Origin of the sequence: Pseudovibrio denitrificans JCM 12308 (genome assembly GCF_001310815.1) — a bacterium.
Classification (GTDB): Bacteria; Pseudomonadota; Alphaproteobacteria; order Rhizobiales; family Stappiaceae; genus Pseudovibrio; species Pseudovibrio denitrificans.
The window spans coordinates 221,597-239,289 of record NZ_BAZK01000004.1 but is presented as its reverse complement, the minus strand read 5'-3'; the positions used below and the strand labels follow the sequence as shown (position 1 = coordinate 239,289).

The window sequence follows — 17,693 nt, the reverse complement described above, 5'->3', positions numbered from 1 at the left end:
TGAGCCAAGAGTGGCATATCGAAGTTCTATTGCTACCAATCTTCAGCCATCAAATGGCTACCCACCTACATGATAAATTTATTTATGCATAATAATCAATGAGTTAAATATTGTTTCTTTCAAATTGCCTCTCACCCAACGCAACTGGCACACAAATTGCTGATGTGTTGGCAAGCGTCCGCTGAGTGAGGAATGGCGGGGCTTCCCATTTTTATTGAATGGGGTTTATTCATTGATTTTAAGGAGCATGTAATGCCAACTCCCGCTTATATCAGCATTGAAGGGTCAACCCAGGGTCCAATTACTCAAGGTGCATTCACCGAGGATTCTGTCGGTAACGTATGGCAGGAAGGCCATGAAGATGAAATCATGGTGCAGCAGATTGATCATACAGTGATCATTCCGCGTGACCCACAGTCCGGTCAGCCTGCAGGTCAGCGTGTGCATACACCATTCAAATTCACTTGCTCCATGAACAAGTCCATCCCTCTGCTGTACAACGCGTTGTGCACCGGTGAGATGCTGCCAAAGTGTGAAGTGAAATGGTATCGCACCAACTCTTCCGGCAAGCAGGAGCACTTCTTCACCACCACCTTGGAAGATGCACTGGTCACCAACATCGAGTGTGATCTGCCGCATTGTCAGGATCCAAAAAACGCTGACTTCACTCAGCTTCTGACCATTGAGCTTTCCTACCGCAAGATCATGTGGGAACACACCGTCTCCGGCACTTCCGGTGCTGACGACTGGCGCGCACCAGCAGCTTAACGCTGTTTTCCAAATGGTATGAGGTCAGATCCGGGTCAGCTTTGACCCGGACACTGCCTTTGGGTGAAGTTTACAAGGGGCGATCAGAAGATCGGCTCTGCGGAGTTCCATTATGCGGTTTGTCTCAGGCAAAACCTCCAGAAAACGTGGCTACCTTTCCAGTTTCTTTCGCAACCTGTTGTGGCGACATCGGAAAGTTGAAGAAAGCGCAGAGGACGCTCCCAAACAGAGCGACCCGGCTGGAACAGCCCATGTGGTTCTGGCTGGTCGGGACCGACCAAAACGCAGTGCGGACGTTCTGAATGAAGATCTGTCTGATGAGCTGGAGATCCGCGGCTTTCTGGATCAGTTTCCCGGTCATCGCCTGATGGTCAAGCCAGGAGATAAGCCTCATAAGGAGATATTCTGATGGTCTATCCGCTGGCAGAGCAAAGATTGGCAGAAGAGCGACTAAATCAGCGGCAGGAAGAAGCTGTTGTGCTGGACATGACGCTCTTTGCGCAGGTCGTTGTCGATACTCATAAGAGTCTGGGTGCGACAACAGGTGGCGCGCTGGATTTGGCAAGTCTGCCGGTGCTCTTGAGAGACCTGAAAGGCGGACAGGCACTTCTGAAGGAGATCGGCCTGAACGGGCGCTATTATACCAAGGCTGTCAACGGCAAAACCTATGTGGTTTTCAAGGGCTACTCCGCTTTGCGAGAGACTTTGAAGGGCACGCGATACCTGTCTACCTCACCAAAGGTCGTCGCTTTTGGAGTGGGGCCAGAGGCGCTTAAGTCTGCCGGCCGGTCCAATGCAATCATAATGATCACCTGTTATGTGGTGCTGGATGTGATGACGTTCATCATGAGCGATGAGCAGCTCTATCACGAACTGTTTGCCAATATTATCACTGATGTTGCGATTGGAACGGTCGCCATGGCTGCGGGAACGTTAGCCGCTGGCATGTTGGCTGGAATTACCGTGATTGCTCTTCCTGCGATAGGGGTTACCGCCGGCGCGATTGCTGTTGGCATGCTTGTGGGCGTGGCCCTAACCGAGATTGATAAGGCTTTCGGGCTTCGTGAGAAACTTGGCGACGCGCTGTACTGGACAGGTAAAGCCGTGGCCCAGGGCATCCAAAAGACTGGAGAAGTCATTCAAGCTGCTCACATTTCCATGCGCCAGAAAGTTGAAGAGTTTGAACGCCGCAGCAACAGCTTCCTGTATCGGCTGGAACGCGAGATGATCTGGCATCTGGGTGGCCCGGATCTGTATCACCAGATCTACCGGAGGTACTGATGTTTGATTGGTGCTTCGACCGTATTGACAGATCTGCAAGGTGGCTTGTTGCCGATATCAAACGCACACATGCAGCAATGTTTTTGATTGATAGCCTTGTGGTCATCCTTTGCTGGATCATCCTCACAGACATTTACGTCTTGTATGGGCAGTCTCAAGACCTTCTGTCAGTTCCAAGAGGGAAGAAACAATGGATTCTGGCAGGCCTCTGCTTTCCGATGATCCATTATGCTCTGACCCCCTGGGGACAACGCTGGATCAAACGGTCAGCCCAAAGCTTCTCCGTTGCAATCCTGGTGGTTTCCATTGGAGGGGCGTTTCTAGGTTTCGCTCTTACTGATCATGCACGCACACAAGCCGTTCTCGCAGGCTACCAAAGCTGCGACCAAACCTTTCTGGAAGACCTCCGTCGTGACGACGAAACACTGGTAGCCCCCGGCGTGCTGTGCCCCCCTACATCTTCCAATGGGAAACCCTATCCCCCCCCAGACTAGGGCTACACCCACTCTTCTCAGCCACCTCTGTACTTTTGCAAATGCTTTATTTTTCTTTTTGCCAGTGAGATTGTTATGAATGCGATTGTTCAAATTCCCCAGCTCTATCAGGATCAAGATCTGGCTTTTACGTTCTCAGCCCCTGCTGATCCAGATGCTGAGCTGCTGGTTACAGGCTTCTCGGCCTCCGAGCGTCTGAATGGTCTTACGCAGATCCATATCGAGCTTGCCAGCCCCAACAATGCTTTGGATTTGCACGCACTGTTGGACACTCCAGCTACGCTGACAATCCATCATAAATACGAGGGCCTGCGGCATCTTTCAGGTGTGGTTTCTGAGATTGCCCGCGGCAACGAAGGTCATCATCGCACCAGTTACTCGCTCACGCTGCTTCCCAGCTTACATCGCATGGCACATGGCTCTGATTGCCGCATTTTTCAGAAGAAGAGCGTCCCTGAGATCGCCAAGATTTTGCTGAAAGAGCATGGGGTCGAGGACGTAAAATGGAACCTCACTGAGCCGCACGAAGCTCGGGAGTATTGCGTTCAGTATCGTGAAAGTCATCTGGGCTTTCTGGACCGGATCACGGCTGAAGAAGGGATCTGGTATTTCTTTACCTATGGCGCGAACGGCCAGCACACGCTGCATTTCATAGATAATCCGCAGATCGTCTCCGAGCTGCCGGACCAACCTTCATTGGAGTACAACAGCACAGTCGGTGGAGCGGTCAAAGGCGTCTATTGCAACAGCTTTGTCCTGCGTGAGCAGCTCAGAGCTACCAGCTTCATGCAGCGCGACTACACCTTCAAAAACCCGCCTTATAATCAGCAGCATGCTCATCAGCGCGGGGAAGACAACGGTTCGGCTGGAGATTACGCGCTCTATGAGTATCCTGGCCGCTACAAGGCTGATGGCGTAGGCAAGCCATTTACAAAACACCGGTTGGAAGCAGCCCGTGTAGAGGCAACCACAGGACAAGGAGCCACCAACGCCATTCATCTGATTGCTGGCCATCAGTTCGCTCTCACAGACCACCCAAACGGTCAGTACAACATCAAGTATCATCTGCTAGCGGTCTCCCATCAAGGCAGCCAACCGCAAGCTGTGGGAGAGGAAGCAGGCGCGGGCGCGACAACTTACAGTGCCGGGTTTGAAGTGATGCCAGCCCGCTTGCCATACCGACCTAAGCTAAGCGCAAAACCCCTCGTTGATGGACCACAAATTGCACATGTGACAGGCCCGGAAGGTGAAGAGATTTACTGCGATGAACATGGCCGCGTGAAAGTCTGGTTCCCGTGGGATCGGCACGGCAAGAAGAACGACACCTCCTCCTGCTGGATCCGCGTTGCCTCCAACTGGGCCGGAGCCAGCTGGGGCCACATCGCCATCCCCCGCATCGGCCACGAAGTGATCGTGGACTTTCTGGAAGGTGACCCCGACCAACCCATCATCACCGGCAGAACCTACCACAACAACAACCGTACACCGAACAAGCTTCCCGACTTTAAAACCCGCATGGTTTTGAAGTCAGATAGTCATAAGGCAGATGGCTACAACGAGTTGCGGTTTGAAGACGAAGGCGGGCAAGAGGAAGTCTGGTTCCACGCCCAGAAGTTCCACAACGGCGTTGTTGAGAACAATGAGACCTGGAAGGTGGGAGCTAACCGCCACAAACGCGTTGATGGTTCTCAGTCTGAATCTATAGGTGGATCAAAGGATATCGAAGTCGACGGAGATCACCGCGAACAGGTGAAGGGGTCTGAACACACTCAAGTTGATGGCTCAACACTCCGCCATGTCAAAATCAATGACTTCTTGAAAGTTGTTGGCGACAAAGTCACCCATGTCGTGCGCAGCGCTGCTACGCTTATTGATGAAAACTGGCGTTTAGAGACCAAAGGCAAGCAGCATTTTGAAACAGGCACAACCCATTACATCAATGCTGGGGATGCTGTCGTGGTTCAGGCAGGCGCGAGCATTAGTCTTAATGTGGGAGGAAACTTCATTCGCATTGATCAAGGCGGTGTCCAGATCGAAGGTTCATTGGTGAAAGTCAACTGCGGTGGTTCTCCTCCTAAGGGGTCGCCTGTTGATCCAATGGAAGTCGTAAAACCTGATGTTTACTCCGGCCCACACGCAGAGCGCTATAGCCGCTCCTATGAGAACTAGGAGATCTGCTATATGTCAGGAAAACCAGCTGCACGCCTTGGTGATATTGGATCTGGTCACGGGTGTCACTTTCCGCCAACCCCAGCAATTTCCGGAAGCCCCAATATTTTGATTAACAACCGCCCTGCCGTGCGCCAGGGCGATGCATATGCACCTCATCCCTGCCCGGTATGTCCTTCGCCACCTCATGGTCGCTCTCTGGCTTCTGGTAGCCCAACTGTTCTGTTCAATAACAAGCAAGCCGGACGACAGGGAGATCCAATAGATTGCGGAGGAGCGGATTCGACCGGATCAGGAGATACGCTTATCGGCGGCGCATCTCCTCCAGGTGTCTCGCGCTCACCGTTTTGTGAGGCTTGTGAAGACCAGGCTACCAAAGGGTGACCGCATTGAACATAAAAGAGAAGTTCACAAGCATTACAGCGCAGGGTGCTGAGTTTGGTGCAAAGCCATATTTGGTACTGGATGCATCATGGCAACAGGAGCTGGCGGTATCCATACGCAATAAAGGAACTGATGGCTGGGAACCTTTGATGGGATCACCTGCAGAGGACAAGCAGGAGGCCCACTATCGCACACCGTTGCTTATTGATCTAAATGTACACGCACCGTTTTTTGATGATTGGCTTGCAGTAGGCTTTCCCGAAAAGCTAGGCATCATCATCTTTTCTTCAGCATCAATTGAAGATCTGCGCACCTCTTTAAAACGCTTCATAAGCGTGATCACGCCAAGAAATGCTAAACCGGTTTACTTGCGTTTCTACGATGCCCGTGTGCTTTACTGCTTCTTGCGTCACGGTTTCCCAGAGCAATGGCAGGACTTTTTCAAGAACATTGAACTGATAGCAGCGCCCTATGATTACACATCAAGCTTCGCCATATATCGCTTTCGTAATCAGGCCTTACAATTCGGTGTCGAGTGCAAGGGAAGCAGTGAGTACCGCTGGTATATCCATGAAAACAAAGAGCGCGCAGTAGAAAACTATCGAGCAACGTTCCCCTTCCGACAGATCGAGCAGCGCCAATATGACGACATGATGTACTGCGCAAGTGAAAGCTTGCTCAGGGAAACAAACCAACTTCTTCAGGAAATTAAATCGCAGGATGAAACTCTCAAAGAAGATCTGCAGATTCATGATCTTCGGCAACTGGTTAAAGACGCCGAGCGTCATGAATGCCTGAATGAGCAGTCAAAAATCTACTTCTGCATCGCAGCACTTTTGTTCGGTAAGGATTTCCATACCAAGCCTGAGTTTGTGGACTATTGGAAGATTAAATATCAGATGAGAGAAGAGCTACTCGCTTTTCTAATTCAATCCTATGCCGATACGAGCAAAAACTCATTCCTATCAAATATTGTTTCTCCCTGGATACCGTGAGATTTTATGCCAAGAGTTCCTTACAAATTTAGCCCTTCACAAGCTAGGGATGCCCAAAGGTTGGGAAAGGCCATCTCTGATGCGATCAATCGATGGATCAAGGCCGCACCCCCGCCTCCAATTTACGTACCACCTGCACAACCTTTGCCGGGGCCTTTTGCCCCGCCGGTATCAGGTGCGCCTCCCACTTCTGCAACTCCTCTTCCTGCTGAAGTACCGGAAGAACTAACGAGAGAACAGCAGATTGCAAAAGAAGCGGTACAAACCCGGTCAGAGCGCGAGAAGGGTGATTGCTGCAACAGCTTTCAGTTTCAGTATGTTTGGCCAAAAGCAGTCAAGAACGCAAACCTTCCAGGGAATGGTAACACCAGAAAAGACAATGAGCGACGTTTCCAAATAATAACTTGCGGAATGCTCGAATACCACTGTTTTGGGACTGGAAATGCTAAAGCCTGGGCTGATGGACTGAACTCTGGGATTTGCTACATGAAGGATGCAAAGTGGTCTCAGTCAAGGAACTCACCTTATAGGTTAGAAAACAGCATACCAGAAGCGGTAAGAATTAAGATTAATCAGGATATTGAATCCTTGTTCTTGCGTTATGGAAAGATAATAAAGGCTCCGCTTCTACCTGTTACACCATGTTGGAAGATTGGCCTTCATGTAATCATCAATACAGTAGAGACCTATGGTTATTTTGCGCAGCTATGCACCAAGGCAAAAATCCCCAAAGGTAGGTGGTTCATTGAGATTAGGCACATGAACACTGAAGGTATTTCTGGCTTGTACAACAACGTGAACCGAAAGGCTGACGTGATCGCCAACCAGAAAAAAAACATATATGACAACGTCTTACAAAAACTAGACCGAAAGATCATGGATAAGTTGAATGAAAGCTTACATTATCTTCCAGATGGTAGACCAATTTATCTGTTTCCGAAACTTTAGGCTGAATAATGATATTTACAGAAATCACTGACGAGTTGTACTTGCAATATAAAAGATCAGAATTCACGGGAACGGTCTTTAAGCTCGATATTGATCCAATTAATACGCCCATCGAAGAGTGGAGAGAAGACAATTTTCAAATGCTCACGTGGGATTTTGAGCAGCTAGACAGCCTTGTTCGATCCCTATTTGAAGTGCGCGATTTTTTTAATGAATCTGAACATGATAGCCCTGAGCCTGCCTTTGAGTATGATTGCATTGGTGGAGATAAATGGGAAATCTACAAGGACAACTACTTTACATTTTCGTTTCAAAAAAACATGACAACGATGGTGTGCAGGGATGTTCCGTTCTTATTGCTCGCAAAGTTTTTCCAGCTTTATGATACTTCATTTCCAAAAGACCAGCCTTTGGTGGCAACAAATGAGGGCTCAGCCTCGCCAATCTACATGCGGAAAGATTTGACCACTGAAGAGTTCTTTGCTGCGATTGTAGAAGCAGATTAAGTTGTCTGTTGCATCCAACTTTGCTTTGCGTTGGCTGGACATCAGTTGGGGCAGCTGTATTGTTCTAGTGCAAGGATGTGCCTTTAAAGGAAGTCTTCAAGGCTTGGAATTGTACATGCCAAAGGCCATCGAGGGAATGATGGTCCTGCCCGCCCTATTAGGATGAATCCTGAAGACGACAGGTGGAACTACGATCCATCACAATATGACGATTTAGCTTAGCAAGGGTAGTTAGTAGAAAAATGCATGATGTTCAAAAGTATAATGATGTTTATGCCCCTTGTATGCTCACTGTGCTGCCAAAAGGCGTAAAATTATTTTCTGATAACGCAAGTTTAGAACAGTGGCTTCGGAATACATGGAAGTTAAAAAGCATCGAAGATGCCGAGCGTTCAGGAAAAATAAAACTGACCTGCAAACTACAAATAGGCTCAGTTTTGGTGGAGTTTATTTACAGAAATAATCAAACGTTTCACTTTCTGACACCGCCCACCAATATTGAAGGCGCTTTTTACATTTGCAATCAGCTTCGAAAAGACTTCCCTGATCTTGATGGAAAGCTGATTTTTCTGAGTGAAGGAGAGGTCACACACTTTCCTTTTAGCTGTGAGGATGATGAACTGTGCCGCCGTATCGGTTTCGATGATGAGTTTCTCGACCATGATCTCATGCAACAAATGGGGCTAGAGTGATCGTTTAGTAAAAGTAGCTCGCAGAATTGCAATGATAGATTTCAGAAAATTCAATAGAGACTTCGATCCGAGTATAATCTTGGTCGTTGAGGAATCCATTAAGATATTTGGCACACAAGAAGCTTTTAGAGACCGGATTCAGAACAAATGGGAAATCGTAAATGAAAAAGGTATTACTTATCGAAACGGTGGAGTGGGTATACAGTACAAGCTAATTTACCGAGATAATCGCGCAATAAACATGAGGGTTGTTTTTACCGATTTGAATGGATTTCATGTTTCTGATCCATCCTGCAACATCGAGAATGTGTTCTATTTTTGTGATCAACTCCGTAAAGATTTTCCTGAGCTAGATGGGAAACTAATTTTTGTAAGTGAGCATGGAGAGATTGTTCGATTTCCTTTTGATTGCAATGATGACGAACTTTGCCGGCGCATTGGATTAGATGACGAGTTTCATGATCATGATCTCATGCAAGAATATGGACTCGAATGATGGCTCTAGCACTTCTCATATTTCAGATGATACTGAAAAACTTATGTACTTCGGAGGTTTGATCGTTTTTTAAAATGTACAACGAACGTAATCTCACACCTATTGAAATCTGGTTGGGCCTTCATACTGAACTACAAAACTGGTCCCTCAAATTTGCAGAGGAGGAAACTTCCCCTCACCCCTTAAGAGATCCTACCAATAAGACATACCTTCAGATTTTGCGAAAATTCCCGGCGAAGAACTGGTCCATGATTGGAGACGGGGCGGGATGGACGCCGGTAGCTGCCATGGCTTTATCTTGGTGCAAAGATGCTAGTTGGGAAGCTACACTCAAAGCGTGGCAATCAATCGAAAACCTCGATCTGGGATCTCCAGTTGCCAAACTATCTGCCCAGATGACAAACCCCCAGTTTTTGCCTGAGCCAGATCTTGCTCAGATATTAAAACTGGGGCGCTCTCCGGGCGGAGCCTGGGTACTGCTTTCTGCCCTTAAACTCCATGGAAGCATCGTGGAGTTTAAGGAAACTCGGATTATGCGTTCATCAGTTAACCCTATCCTTTGGCCATTAATAAAGGATGGAGACAAACCTAACCCATGAGAATCTGAGTTGATGGGCTTATGAGGGTATCAACATTGAGACGCCTTACCTTCTCTAATCTTGCAGCAACTTCAAGCCCTGCCCCCTCAACTAATCGGAGGGCGGATGACTTTGCCTTTTTCGTTGATGACCTGGACGCTTGCCCATTGTTCGACTGAGAACAGGGTTTTCCATTTTTCTTCAACGCGAGCGCGGCTTACGTTTGCATCTGAGAAGTTGGCGTTGGTCAGGTCGGCATCATCGAAGACGCTGTCGGCCAGTAAGCAGTAGCTCAGGTCTGGTCCGTTGGTAGCAAGTTTTCCTGCCAGAGGGCCGCTGTTCTTCATGCCGCGGAAATAGGCCCCGCTCAAGTCCAGTTGGATGCTCTGGTCTTTCTTCTTGAGCAGTTTCTTTAGTTCAGAAACTTTTTGAATGGAAGCAACCAACTCCCCACGTGCGAGCGTGCTCTTTGCCAGCCATCAGGTTTGCTCGTTGCGATGAACTAGCGCTGCGAATATGCGCGGCCAGAAGCTGAAGGACATCCTGATGGTGTTCTTTCGGGTTGGATTTTGCGATCTCGGAGAGGATCACAATACCCGCTTCACGCAGTGCGCCGTTACCTGATTCAAGAAGCTCGGCCGCTTTGGTGAACTGACCCAGAACGTAATTTCGCCGTGTTGCTTTAACGGCAGCGAAAGCGGAACTGGCGATGTAAGCGAGCAATAAGAACGCAGGAATCGCGACAAAAACGGTAAATAACGCACTTAAACCCGCAGCAACGTTATAGAACACCGATGTCTGCTCAATCGGAGTATATGGCACCCCTTTTGGCACCGGCAACTCACCGCGGAACATCTCGATCTTACCACCAGCCAGTACCACAAGGTTTCGAACCATCGAGTACTCATCGGGGATAAGATTGAGGTAGTCGCAAATCAGGTAGGCCGGGATGGTGAGAAAACCGAGGGTGACCAGCGTTACGGCAATACGGAAACTATACTTCATTGAAATGAAACCTGTCTAAAAAAGTAAATGTTACCAATGGCATGCCTGACGCAGTGGCGGCAGCATTTCGCGAAGGTTTGCCAGGTCAAAGAGGTAAGCACGCGATCCTTCATCCGAGAGGACATCAAACTGCACCCGGTCAACCTGAGCCCATCGGTTGATATGTGCAATGCTGGTTAAGCCGCGGGGACTGATCAAAACGCGCTTGCTTTCCGCACTCTGCCACACATCATTGTCGATGCGTTGCTCTCTCAACAACACCCGGATCGGAACTCGTCGTTTGGCATGCGGTTCATCCAGCACCAAAGCAACCGTTGTGATGTCTTCAACGCAAGACAGCAGAAGGATCGCACCGGGCTGGTCATGTCTTTCATCAACTGACTTCAGCGCTTTCATGCTGAGATAAACGTTGGTTGCCCCAGGCTCGACAACCGGTTGCTGCTCCTCCTGCGTGCTGAGCGCCTGCGTTTTTTCTGGCACGACACCTTCACGAGACTTGAGTGTCTTTTCAGGCTGCTTTGCTTCCTGAATATCCTCCCACTCAAAAACGGCTGGGTAGCCGATTTTCCCGAAACGGAAGACCCAGTTGGAGTTACCAGCCCGGCGCATTCTTTCCATTGCTTTTGCTTGCTGCTCTAAAGGACCAGCGGGTGCATTTGCTTGTTCGACAAATTCCGCTTGCGGCTCAGCCGCAGAAAGCACCTCCAAAGGCGTACCAAGCAACTGATCAAAGCACGACAGCCGATCAACGCGCCCCAAAGTCATCGTGCATTGTTTAAGCGCCTGCTGGTCAATCTGAATGGTTTCAGCTGAAAGAGGATGCGTTGTTGCCAACCATCCTGCGAGCGCAGCACTTGCCAGGTAACGGTGAAATCTATTTTTCTTCATGATCAAACCCCACCGTTCGATAGTTTGAAGCTGCTAAGTTTGTTTGCCAAAGTTCGCTTTGGAATTTGCAGGAAGTCAGCCATTTTTCGTCGGTCGCCATCAAAGCGAGAGTAGGCATTGCTCAGCAGGCGGTGTTCAAAATCAGACAGAACTGTTCGAAGTCCTTTTTCAGCCAGCATCAGTTCTTCAGTTTCGCCTTGCGACGCGGCATCACTGCTCTGAACAGTTGGAGTACACGTTATCTGCTGATCCATGGCCTGCCGCAGCATGGTGCCTGTGATCACATCGGTTCCAAAAGCAAGGAAGACAGCTTTGATCATACAGTTCTGGAGTTCGCGAACGTTGCCCTTTAATTCAGCAGCTTCCAGCACTACCATCGCTTCAGAACTCAACGTCTTTGGCGTATCTCCCTCGCTAACCGCGATTTCCTGAAGGAAGTAGCGGGCAAGGTGGACACTGTCTCCATCACGCATACGCAGTGGTGGCACCTCTATGGCAAGTTGGGAGATGCGGTAGAATAAGTCAGCGCGGAACTTGCCCTGCTCAATAGCCTCTCGCAGATTGACATGAGTTGCGCACACAAGACGGAAGTCAACAGGCTCATCTTTGTCACTGCCCAAGGGTCGAAGCTTTTTCTCTTGCAGAATTCGGAGCAGTTTCACCTGCAGATCCATGGAGAGATCACCAATCTCGTCCAGAAACAGAGTGCCCCCCGAGGCACGTTTTACCAGGCCATCTCTGTTCTCCATCGCCCCGGTAAAAGCGCCTTTTTTGTAACCGAACAGCTCACTTTCAATGAGGTTAGCAGGCAGGGCCGAAATGTTCTCAGCTATGAACGGCCCATCAGCGAACTGAGACAAACGATGCAACGAGCGGGCTACAATTTCTTTGCCAGACCCCGTCTCACCTTGCACGAGGATCGCATACTTGGTTTGTGCAAACTGAGCGATCTTCTCTCTGACCTGAACGATTTGCGGCGAACGCCCCACAAGGCTTTCAGAGAGCATTGCATCCACCTGCCCCTTTTGCACTTTGGACTGAACCGCTTGCGTCTCACCGTCTTTCTGCAGTGTATCCAGTGAGTTCAGAAGGAGAGAAAGATGGAAGTAAGAGTGCCACAACACGTGCATTGCGGCGTGGTCTTTTTGAAGCGTTGTGATGCTTGCTGAAGGCATCAGCAGGAAGACATAGACCTGCTGATGCGTGTTGTTTCGTTCTTCACTCTCCAGCAAGAGGCGATGCCCGATGAGTGAACCATGTCGGCAGAACAGGGCTTTGCTCAAGCCTTGTGTTTTTGCTTCATGGAATGGCTCAGTCTGCAAGGCATCCAGAACTCCATCGCGCTCCGTGCCAACTTCATTCTCAAGCTCTGGCAGTCGGCTTACTGGTAAGCCACCATCGCAAGCAAAAGGGATTAGTTTTCGGCCCGTAACATCCGGCAGGTACACCGCAATTGCCTGAGCTTTGGTAGACGCCAGAATAGTCTTCAGGACCTTTGCACGCAGCTCATTTTCCGATCTGCATGCCATGAAAGCCATAAGAGCGTCTGTTGTAGAGGATGTATCCATACCCGCACCTCTAAACCTCTTCCAATGTGTTTTCATCGGTTGGTTCAGCCGTCGTATCTTCCTGGAAAACCGCAGAAAAAGAGAAACCGCCATCTTCTTCCGGAGAGTCGATGGCGATGGAAGCGATATGCTCGCCGCGATGCCCAGCCTCCAGAATCTCAATGGAGAGCGTGGGGAGCAGCTGGCGCTGAATAACCTGATCAACAAGTCGCGCACCGTTTGAGGCCACCCGGCACATTTGCGTTACACGACCATAGGCTGCCTCGGTGATTGTAAGAGCGATCTTTTGTGTCTCTTTCAGCAGCTCAATGAGATCATTCAGACGCATCTGAACGATGTCGGCCAGCACTTCTTCAGAAAGCGGCATGTAAACCAGAGGCTCCATGCGGGCCAAAAGCGCGGGTTTGAAATGTTGGGCAAACAGCGGTGTTAGAGATTTCAACATTGAGCCGTGGCTCGGCACCTGACCGTCTTCTGCATTTGCAACCCAGTTCTCAATTTGGTCCGAGCCCAGATTGCTGGTCAGGAAGAACACCACATTGCGACAATCGATGAGGCGCCCTTCCCCATCTGCCAGTTCCCCTTTGTCAAAGGCCTGATAAAACAGATTGAGGACGTTGGGATCAGCCTTTTCAACTTCATCAAGCAGCACGACTGAGTATGGCTTCTTGCGGATCGCTTCAGTTAGAACACCGCCTTCTCCGTATCCGACATAACCGGGAGGTGAGCCGATCAAGCGGGAAACCGTATGACGTTCCTGATACTCAGACATATTGATGGTCGTGATGAACTCTTCGCCACCGAACAACCGGCGCGACACTTCAAGCGCGGTTTCTGTCTTACCCACGCCTGAAGGCCCGGCAAGGAAGAACACGCCCAACGGCTGGCCTTTTTTATGCAAATCAAGCCGTGATGCACGCAACCGCGCTTCGATGGCATCAATCGCGTGGTCCTGTCCTTTGATGGCCTTCTTCATGGTTTCAGCAAGCGTCAGAAGGCGATGATAATCATCCTGAACCATCGAATTAACCGGGATGCCCGTCCAATCGCTGATAATGGCAGCTATCTCCGCAGAACCCACTTCGACTGAAATGAGAGGCTCAGAACCGGCTTCCGCTATCAGCGCATTTTTGTGATTGGCGAGAAGAGCACGGTCTTGCTCCAGCGCATCTTCCTCCAACGTTTCCGGCTGTTTTTGGAACAAGTCTTCACGCGCGGAGATGAAGTTTTCAGCCAGTGCTACCTGCGCTTCTAGGCGAGAAGAAAGTTCCTGCTTGCGTTCCTCAAGATCATTGATCTGATCAGCAATTGCCTTCAGGCGCTCCAGTTGCTCAGGCTCTAAAGGAGCAGTCAGTTGATCTCGCTCCAGACCTTCCCTCTCCCAGCTCAGGGTTTGAAGACTTTGCTCCACATCTTGCAATTCTACTGGTGGAGTGTTGGCTCCAGCGCGCACGCGGGCACAGGCTGTATCCAGAACATCAATCGCTTTGTCCGGCAGTTGGCGACCAGTGATGTAACGCGCAGCCAGCCGAACTGAAGCGCCAATAGCTTCTTCAGTGATGTAAACGCCATGCGCTTCCTCATAGGCCTTTTTGAGCCCGCGCATGATGATGATCGCCTCATCAATGGTTGGCTCATCCAACTTCACCAACTGAAAACGACGGGTGAGTGCCGGGTCTTTTTCAAAGTACTTTTTGTATTCTGTCCAGGTTGTCGCTGCGATTGTTTTCAGCTCACCTCTGGCAAGAGCTGGTTTCAAAAGGTTCGCTGCATCAGAACCACCCTGGTCACCACCTGCCCCAATCAAGGTATGAGCTTCATCGATGAACAGAATGATCGGCTCAGCGCTGGACCGCACTTCATCGATCACACCCTTCAGGCGCTTTTCAAACTCACCTTTCATGGATGCGCCTGCCTGCAGGGCTCCAACATCCAGCCCCCACAGCGCGACATTGGCAAAATCTTCAGGCACCTCGCCATTTGCAATGCGCAGTGCAAGCCCTTCAGCGAGTGCAGTTTTACCTACGCCTGCTTCGCCAACACAAATTGGGTTATTCTTGCGACGGCGGCACAGGATCTCAATAATCTGGCGGATCTCATTGTCCCGGCAGAAGATTGGGTCAATCTTTCCGTCCTTCGCAAGCTGGGTGAAGTTGGTTCCGTATTTATGAAGAAACCCTTCTGCGGTATCGGCTGCACCTGCCCCACCGCCAGCACCCTGCCCGGCACGGTGGTCTTTCTCAAATGAACCGGCAGTTAGCTCATCAAACTGTCGGAGCAAGGTGTCTGATGATACGCGTTCAAGCAGCGGATAGTAGTCCATCTGCATGTAACGGCCACGGTCGTTCAACAGTGCAATCAGAACAGCACCTGAGCGAACAGTCTTTTCGCCTTGCTCTACAGAAGCGATCAACCAGGCGTCTTGCAATAAGTCCTGAAGCAGTGGTGAGAAGGTTGGCGTCCGGTCGGTTTCAACTCGACGATACCGATTGAACGTCGCGCGAAATGCCTCGTTCAAAACGTCGACATCTACATTCTGGCTTTGTACGAGAAGCCTAAAATCTACTGCAGGTTGTGAAGCAAGAGAAATGAGGAAATGCTCAATTGTTACTTCCTGATGCGAGTTTGAAACGCACAGGCTAGCAGCTTCTTCAATTGCCTGCCGACAGCACGGGTTGAGACGCTCAATCAGCGCCTTGATTTCCAGTCGAGCCATACCCGATCTCCAAAACTAAAGCATTTCACGCAGTTGAGTGACAACGCCGTCGGTGTATTGGTCGATCTGCCAATAAAACCCGACGTAGGTCAGTGCGCACAAAATAAAAAGGCTAATCCAAACAAGGGAAACAGGCGTATGCCAATGAACAACATGCGCTTTTTCTATGATTTTGTTTTCTGATTGACCGAGTTCAGAAGTCCCCTCGCCTCTCTCCTGACGGATGATGTGGCGAACGTCCCGCATAATTTCCTCAAGCTGCAGCTTGCCGTTGTGCATGACCCGGTATTTGCCTTCAAAACCGAGACCAAGCAGCACATACAAGAACTCTATCAACTCGATGTACCGAACCGGATCCCGCATCAACCTGCTGAGAACGATAAAGAACTTCTCTCCGCCCCAGGTTTCGCTATGAAACAGCGCTAGCAAGCTACGCTCTGACCAGTCAGAATTTTGCCCCCATGGAGAGCACATCACCGCCTCATCAATTGCGGAGCAAAGGCAATAGCGGTGAGCCAGAATAGTCGCCCGATCAAACCCTTCACGCTGGAGTTCAAGTTCCAGAGATTCAATCTCTGCCCGAACATCCTTATGGAGGTAATCCAGCTTGTTGTTCTCTGAGACTTCCGGGATACGCGAGATCAAAGCCAGCAATGATTGGCTCGCATCAATAATCTTATTGATGCTGTGCCCCCGCATCGGAAAGCTGATGTGTTGAACAGGTCTCGGAGAAACATCCTTCAGGTTCTGCGGAACGCTTTCCGCTGTTGCGACAGACACATCCTCTGCAACTTCAGGATCGCTAGCGTCAAACAGATTTGCGACTTCACTCATCATGCCGTCCTTTCGTTGCGAATAGCCCAGAACTGCAGCTGCAAATCGGCAAACTCACCAGCTATGTGGAAGGCAAAACCACTCGCGTTTTCAATGTATTGCCAGCCTGCTGAGTTGGCATCCAACTGGAAGTATGAGAACCCGGCATGATAAGGCAGCTGCCGCGGAGGAGATGGCAACCGCTGCAGAACCACACCCGGCAAATGCAGATGGATCAGCTCACGAATACGCTCAATGGAAGAGACTTTGGTTTGAGCTGGGAAGGATTTTGCTAGCTCTTCGAGCTCCATGCTGGCTTTCACAGCAACCACAAAGATCGCTGAGTTCAACAGTGAGCGATCATTGAGCGGAGATGTAATGATCCCGTACTTCTGCTTGTTCAACGGTAACGCAATCGCATTCGCTTCGAAGATCGTCGACAATGATTGCCGCAGTGAGCTGATCACCGGATCAAAGCAAACCTGAGGTTCTTCATGGTGATACGCAGGCCAGGATGTCGGCATCCGTTGTTCATTGGTGAATGTCGCCAGTTCTCCTGCGGCACCGGAAAAGATCTTGTAAAGCTCTCTTGGGTGCACGCCTTTAAGCATGATGTATGTCGAAATTCAGGCCAGAGCCGGTTGATCGTTTGCAGCATGAGAAAGTCGGATACATCCGAGACACCCCTTTGACCGGGCGTGCCCATACGCGTTGAAATGTGCGTTGCTCTTTGCCTCAGCAATCCCACCAGATCATCAAGCGTTTTGCGCAAACGTGGCTGGGCATCGATGGTCGAGGCCATTGGCAGGAACTCCTCATCCAGCACAACGCTGCCATCTGAGTTTTTGTTCCGAATGCGCGTCAACGGTAAGCAGGTGAAAGCCGAGCGATCTTCACGTTCCAACATCAGGCGCAAACGATACTGCGCCACATCCACCATGAAAGGTTCTGTGTCAGAGCTGGTGTTGTTGCGCACATCCTGAGAGAAGGCGCGCATTCTGGTCGCATCCTGAGGATTAAGCGGATCTTCGACCTCCGGCACGCCATTTGAGCGCAGTGGCAAAGCCAGATAAACGGTCTGGCCCACGACATTTTCACCGCTCACATCCAAAGGTGCTGGTGCCATGGTCTCCCCGGGCACATCAACTGTTGTGCCATCGGGGAAAATGCCGAGCACATAATCAACGAGCAGCTTGCCATGCAGAAGGCTTTCCTTATTGATCTCCAACCGGCTCACCCCATGCTGGTAAGGATCAATAGCTTCGCTGCGAGAGCGGATAAGATGCTCTAAGTATCGCTGTTGCTGCTGAAAATGGTGGGGCTTTAAAAACAAGCCATCTCGCCAAATTACATGATTTCGCAGTGACATAATCTAAATAAACCTATTTGCTC

General features: G+C 49.9%; 18 protein-coding genes and 1 pseudogene. 12 read left to right on the top strand and 7 right to left on the bottom strand.

The genetic code is table 11. The features are described from left to right. The first annotated feature begins 252 nt into the window (after positions 1–252). The 12 genes from JCM12308_RS06510 to JCM12308_RS06460 all read left to right on the top strand — a co-directional run bounded on the left by JCM12308_RS06510 (position 253) and on the right by JCM12308_RS06460 (position 9,332). Positions 253–768 carry an Hcp family type VI secretion system effector gene (locus tag JCM12308_RS06510; RefSeq protein WP_008549198.1) on the top strand — a complete coding sequence of 172 codons (516 nt, stop codon included), beginning with the start codon at positions 253–255 and terminating at the stop codon, positions 766–768. Positions 769–880: 112 nt separating this feature from the next. Beyond that, the gene (locus tag JCM12308_RS06505) at positions 881–1,177 is read left to right on the top strand and encodes a hypothetical protein (protein ID WP_054783205.1); all 297 of its coding nucleotides are present in this window, start codon (positions 881–883) and stop codon (positions 1,175–1,177) included. Then, the gene (locus JCM12308_RS06500) at positions 1,177–2,049 is read left to right on the top strand and encodes a hypothetical protein (protein ID WP_054783204.1); all 873 of its coding nucleotides are present in this window, start codon (positions 1,177–1,179) and stop codon (positions 2,047–2,049) included. Before JCM12308_RS06505 ends, JCM12308_RS06500 begins: the two co-directional genes overlap by 1 nt. After that, positions 2,049–2,543 (top strand): hypothetical protein, encoded by a 495-nt coding sequence (locus JCM12308_RS06495; RefSeq protein WP_054783203.1) that lies wholly within the window; start codon positions 2,049–2,051, stop codon positions 2,541–2,543. The genes JCM12308_RS06500 and JCM12308_RS06495 overlap by 1 nt, the downstream gene beginning before the upstream one ends. A gap of 75 nt (positions 2,544–2,618) precedes the next feature. Further along, positions 2,619–4,712, top strand: coding sequence for a type VI secretion system tip protein TssI/VgrG (gene tssI / locus JCM12308_RS06490; RefSeq protein ID WP_054783202.1), 2,094 nt, complete (start codon positions 2,619–2,621; stop codon positions 4,710–4,712). A gap of 12 nt (positions 4,713–4,724) precedes the next feature. Continuing rightward, positions 4,725–5,096: a PAAR domain-containing protein gene (locus JCM12308_RS27700; protein WP_083416562.1), complete on the top strand. Its 372-nt coding sequence runs from the start codon at positions 4,725–4,727 to the stop codon at positions 5,094–5,096. Further along, on the top strand, positions 5,093–6,091 hold the full coding sequence (locus JCM12308_RS06485) for a DUF4123 domain-containing protein (protein WP_054783201.1): 999 nt from the start codon (positions 5,093–5,095) through the stop codon (positions 6,089–6,091). The genes JCM12308_RS27700 and JCM12308_RS06485 overlap by 4 nt, the downstream gene beginning before the upstream one ends. Positions 6,092–6,151: 60 nt before the next feature. Then, positions 6,152–7,039 (top strand): restriction endonuclease fold toxin-2 domain-containing protein, encoded by an 888-nt coding sequence (locus tag JCM12308_RS06480; RefSeq protein WP_164845272.1) that lies wholly within the window; start codon positions 6,152–6,154, stop codon positions 7,037–7,039. 8 nt (positions 7,040–7,047) lie between these two features. After that, complete coding sequence (locus JCM12308_RS06475) at positions 7,048–7,545, top strand: hypothetical protein (RefSeq protein ID WP_054783199.1); 498 nt, start codon at positions 7,048–7,050, stop codon at positions 7,543–7,545. Between the two features lie 284 nt (positions 7,546–7,829). Continuing rightward, positions 7,830–8,237 carry a hypothetical protein gene (locus tag JCM12308_RS06470; protein ID WP_164845271.1) on the top strand — a complete coding sequence of 136 codons (408 nt, stop codon included), beginning with the start codon at positions 7,830–7,832 and terminating at the stop codon, positions 8,235–8,237. Positions 8,238–8,316: 79 nt separating this feature from the next. Next, entirely contained in the window at positions 8,317–8,733 is a 417-nt protein-coding gene (locus tag JCM12308_RS06465) for a thioredoxin domain-containing protein (RefSeq protein WP_128647343.1), read from the top strand. 74 nt (positions 8,734–8,807) lie between these two features. Then, positions 8,808–9,332, top strand: coding sequence for a type 1 periplasmic-binding domain-containing protein (locus tag JCM12308_RS06460; protein ID WP_054783196.1), 525 nt, complete (start codon positions 8,808–8,810; stop codon positions 9,330–9,332). Positions 9,333–9,418: 86 nt separating this feature from the next. Here the strand turns inward: JCM12308_RS06460 and JCM12308_RS29165 are convergent, their stop codons facing one another. The 7 genes and pseudogenes from JCM12308_RS29165 to tssK all read right to left on the bottom strand — a co-directional run bounded on the left by JCM12308_RS29165 (position 9,419) and on the right by tssK (position 17,670). Continuing rightward, complete coding sequence (locus JCM12308_RS29165) at positions 9,419–9,682, bottom strand: pentapeptide repeat-containing protein (RefSeq protein ID WP_208978303.1); 264 nt, start codon at positions 9,680–9,682, stop codon at positions 9,419–9,421. A gap of 46 nt (positions 9,683–9,728) precedes the next feature. Further along, on the bottom strand, positions 9,729–10,316 hold the full coding sequence (locus JCM12308_RS06455) for a hypothetical protein (RefSeq protein ID WP_208978302.1): 588 nt from the start codon (positions 10,314–10,316) through the stop codon (positions 9,729–9,731). A gap of 30 nt (positions 10,317–10,346) precedes the next feature. Then, positions 10,347–11,204, bottom strand: a complete 858-nt coding sequence (locus JCM12308_RS06450; protein ID WP_208608722.1) for a type VI secretion system-associated protein TagO — start codon at positions 11,202–11,204, stop codon at positions 10,347–10,349. Between the two features lie 2 nt (positions 11,205–11,206). Then, complete coding sequence (locus tag JCM12308_RS06445; protein ID WP_208608723.1) at positions 11,207–12,772, bottom strand: sigma 54-interacting transcriptional regulator; 1,566 nt, start codon at positions 12,770–12,772, stop codon at positions 11,207–11,209. 10 nt (positions 12,773–12,782) lie between these two features. Further along, positions 12,783–15,488 carry a type VI secretion system ATPase TssH gene (tssH, locus tag JCM12308_RS06440; RefSeq protein ID WP_054783195.1) on the bottom strand — a complete coding sequence of 902 codons (2,706 nt, stop codon included), beginning with the start codon at positions 15,486–15,488 and terminating at the stop codon, positions 12,783–12,785. 15 nt (positions 15,489–15,503) lie between these two features. Further along, complete coding sequence (icmH, locus tag JCM12308_RS06435) at positions 15,504–16,322, bottom strand: type IVB secretion system protein IcmH/DotU (protein ID WP_208608724.1); 819 nt, start codon at positions 16,320–16,322, stop codon at positions 15,504–15,506. Next, positions 16,322–17,670 (bottom strand): annotated as a pseudogene (gene tssK / locus JCM12308_RS31345) (type VI secretion system baseplate subunit TssK). The gene icmH and the pseudogene tssK overlap by 1 nt, the downstream one beginning before the upstream one ends. Positions 17,671–17,693 lie beyond the last annotated feature (23 nt).

Coding starts and splice junctions, on each gene's coding strand:
- JCM12308_RS06510 (WP_008549198.1), top strand. CDS start 253: ATGCCAACTCCCGCTTATATCAGCATTGAAGGGTCAACCCAGGGTCCA.
- JCM12308_RS06505 (WP_054783205.1), top strand. CDS start 881: ATGCGGTTTGTCTCAGGCAAAACCTCCAGAAAACGTGGCTACCTTTCC.
- JCM12308_RS06500 (WP_054783204.1), top strand. CDS start 1,177: ATGGTCTATCCGCTGGCAGAGCAAAGATTGGCAGAAGAGCGACTAAAT.
- JCM12308_RS06495 (WP_054783203.1), top strand. CDS start 2,049: ATGTTTGATTGGTGCTTCGACCGTATTGACAGATCTGCAAGGTGGCTT.
- tssI (WP_054783202.1), top strand. CDS start 2,619: ATGAATGCGATTGTTCAAATTCCCCAGCTCTATCAGGATCAAGATCTG.
- JCM12308_RS27700 (WP_083416562.1), top strand. CDS start 4,725: ATGTCAGGAAAACCAGCTGCACGCCTTGGTGATATTGGATCTGGTCAC.
- JCM12308_RS06475 (WP_054783199.1), top strand. CDS start 7,048: ATGATATTTACAGAAATCACTGACGAGTTGTACTTGCAATATAAAAGA.
- JCM12308_RS06470 (WP_164845271.1), top strand. CDS start 7,830: ATGCTCACTGTGCTGCCAAAAGGCGTAAAATTATTTTCTGATAACGCA.
- JCM12308_RS06460 (WP_054783196.1), top strand. CDS start 8,808: ATGTACAACGAACGTAATCTCACACCTATTGAAATCTGGTTGGGCCTT.
- JCM12308_RS06455 (WP_208978302.1), bottom strand. CDS start 10,316: ATGAAGTATAGTTTCCGTATTGCCGTAACGCTGGTCACCCTCGGTTTT.
- JCM12308_RS06450 (WP_208608722.1), bottom strand. CDS start 11,204: ATGAAGAAAAATAGATTTCACCGTTACCTGGCAAGTGCTGCGCTCGCA.
- JCM12308_RS06445 (WP_208608723.1), bottom strand. CDS start 12,772: ATGGATACATCCTCTACAACAGACGCTCTTATGGCTTTCATGGCATGC.
- tssH (WP_054783195.1), bottom strand. CDS start 15,488: ATGGCTCGACTGGAAATCAAGGCGCTGATTGAGCGTCTCAACCCGTGC.
- icmH (WP_208608724.1), bottom strand. CDS start 16,322: ATGAGTGAAGTCGCAAATCTGTTTGACGCTAGCGATCCTGAAGTTGCA.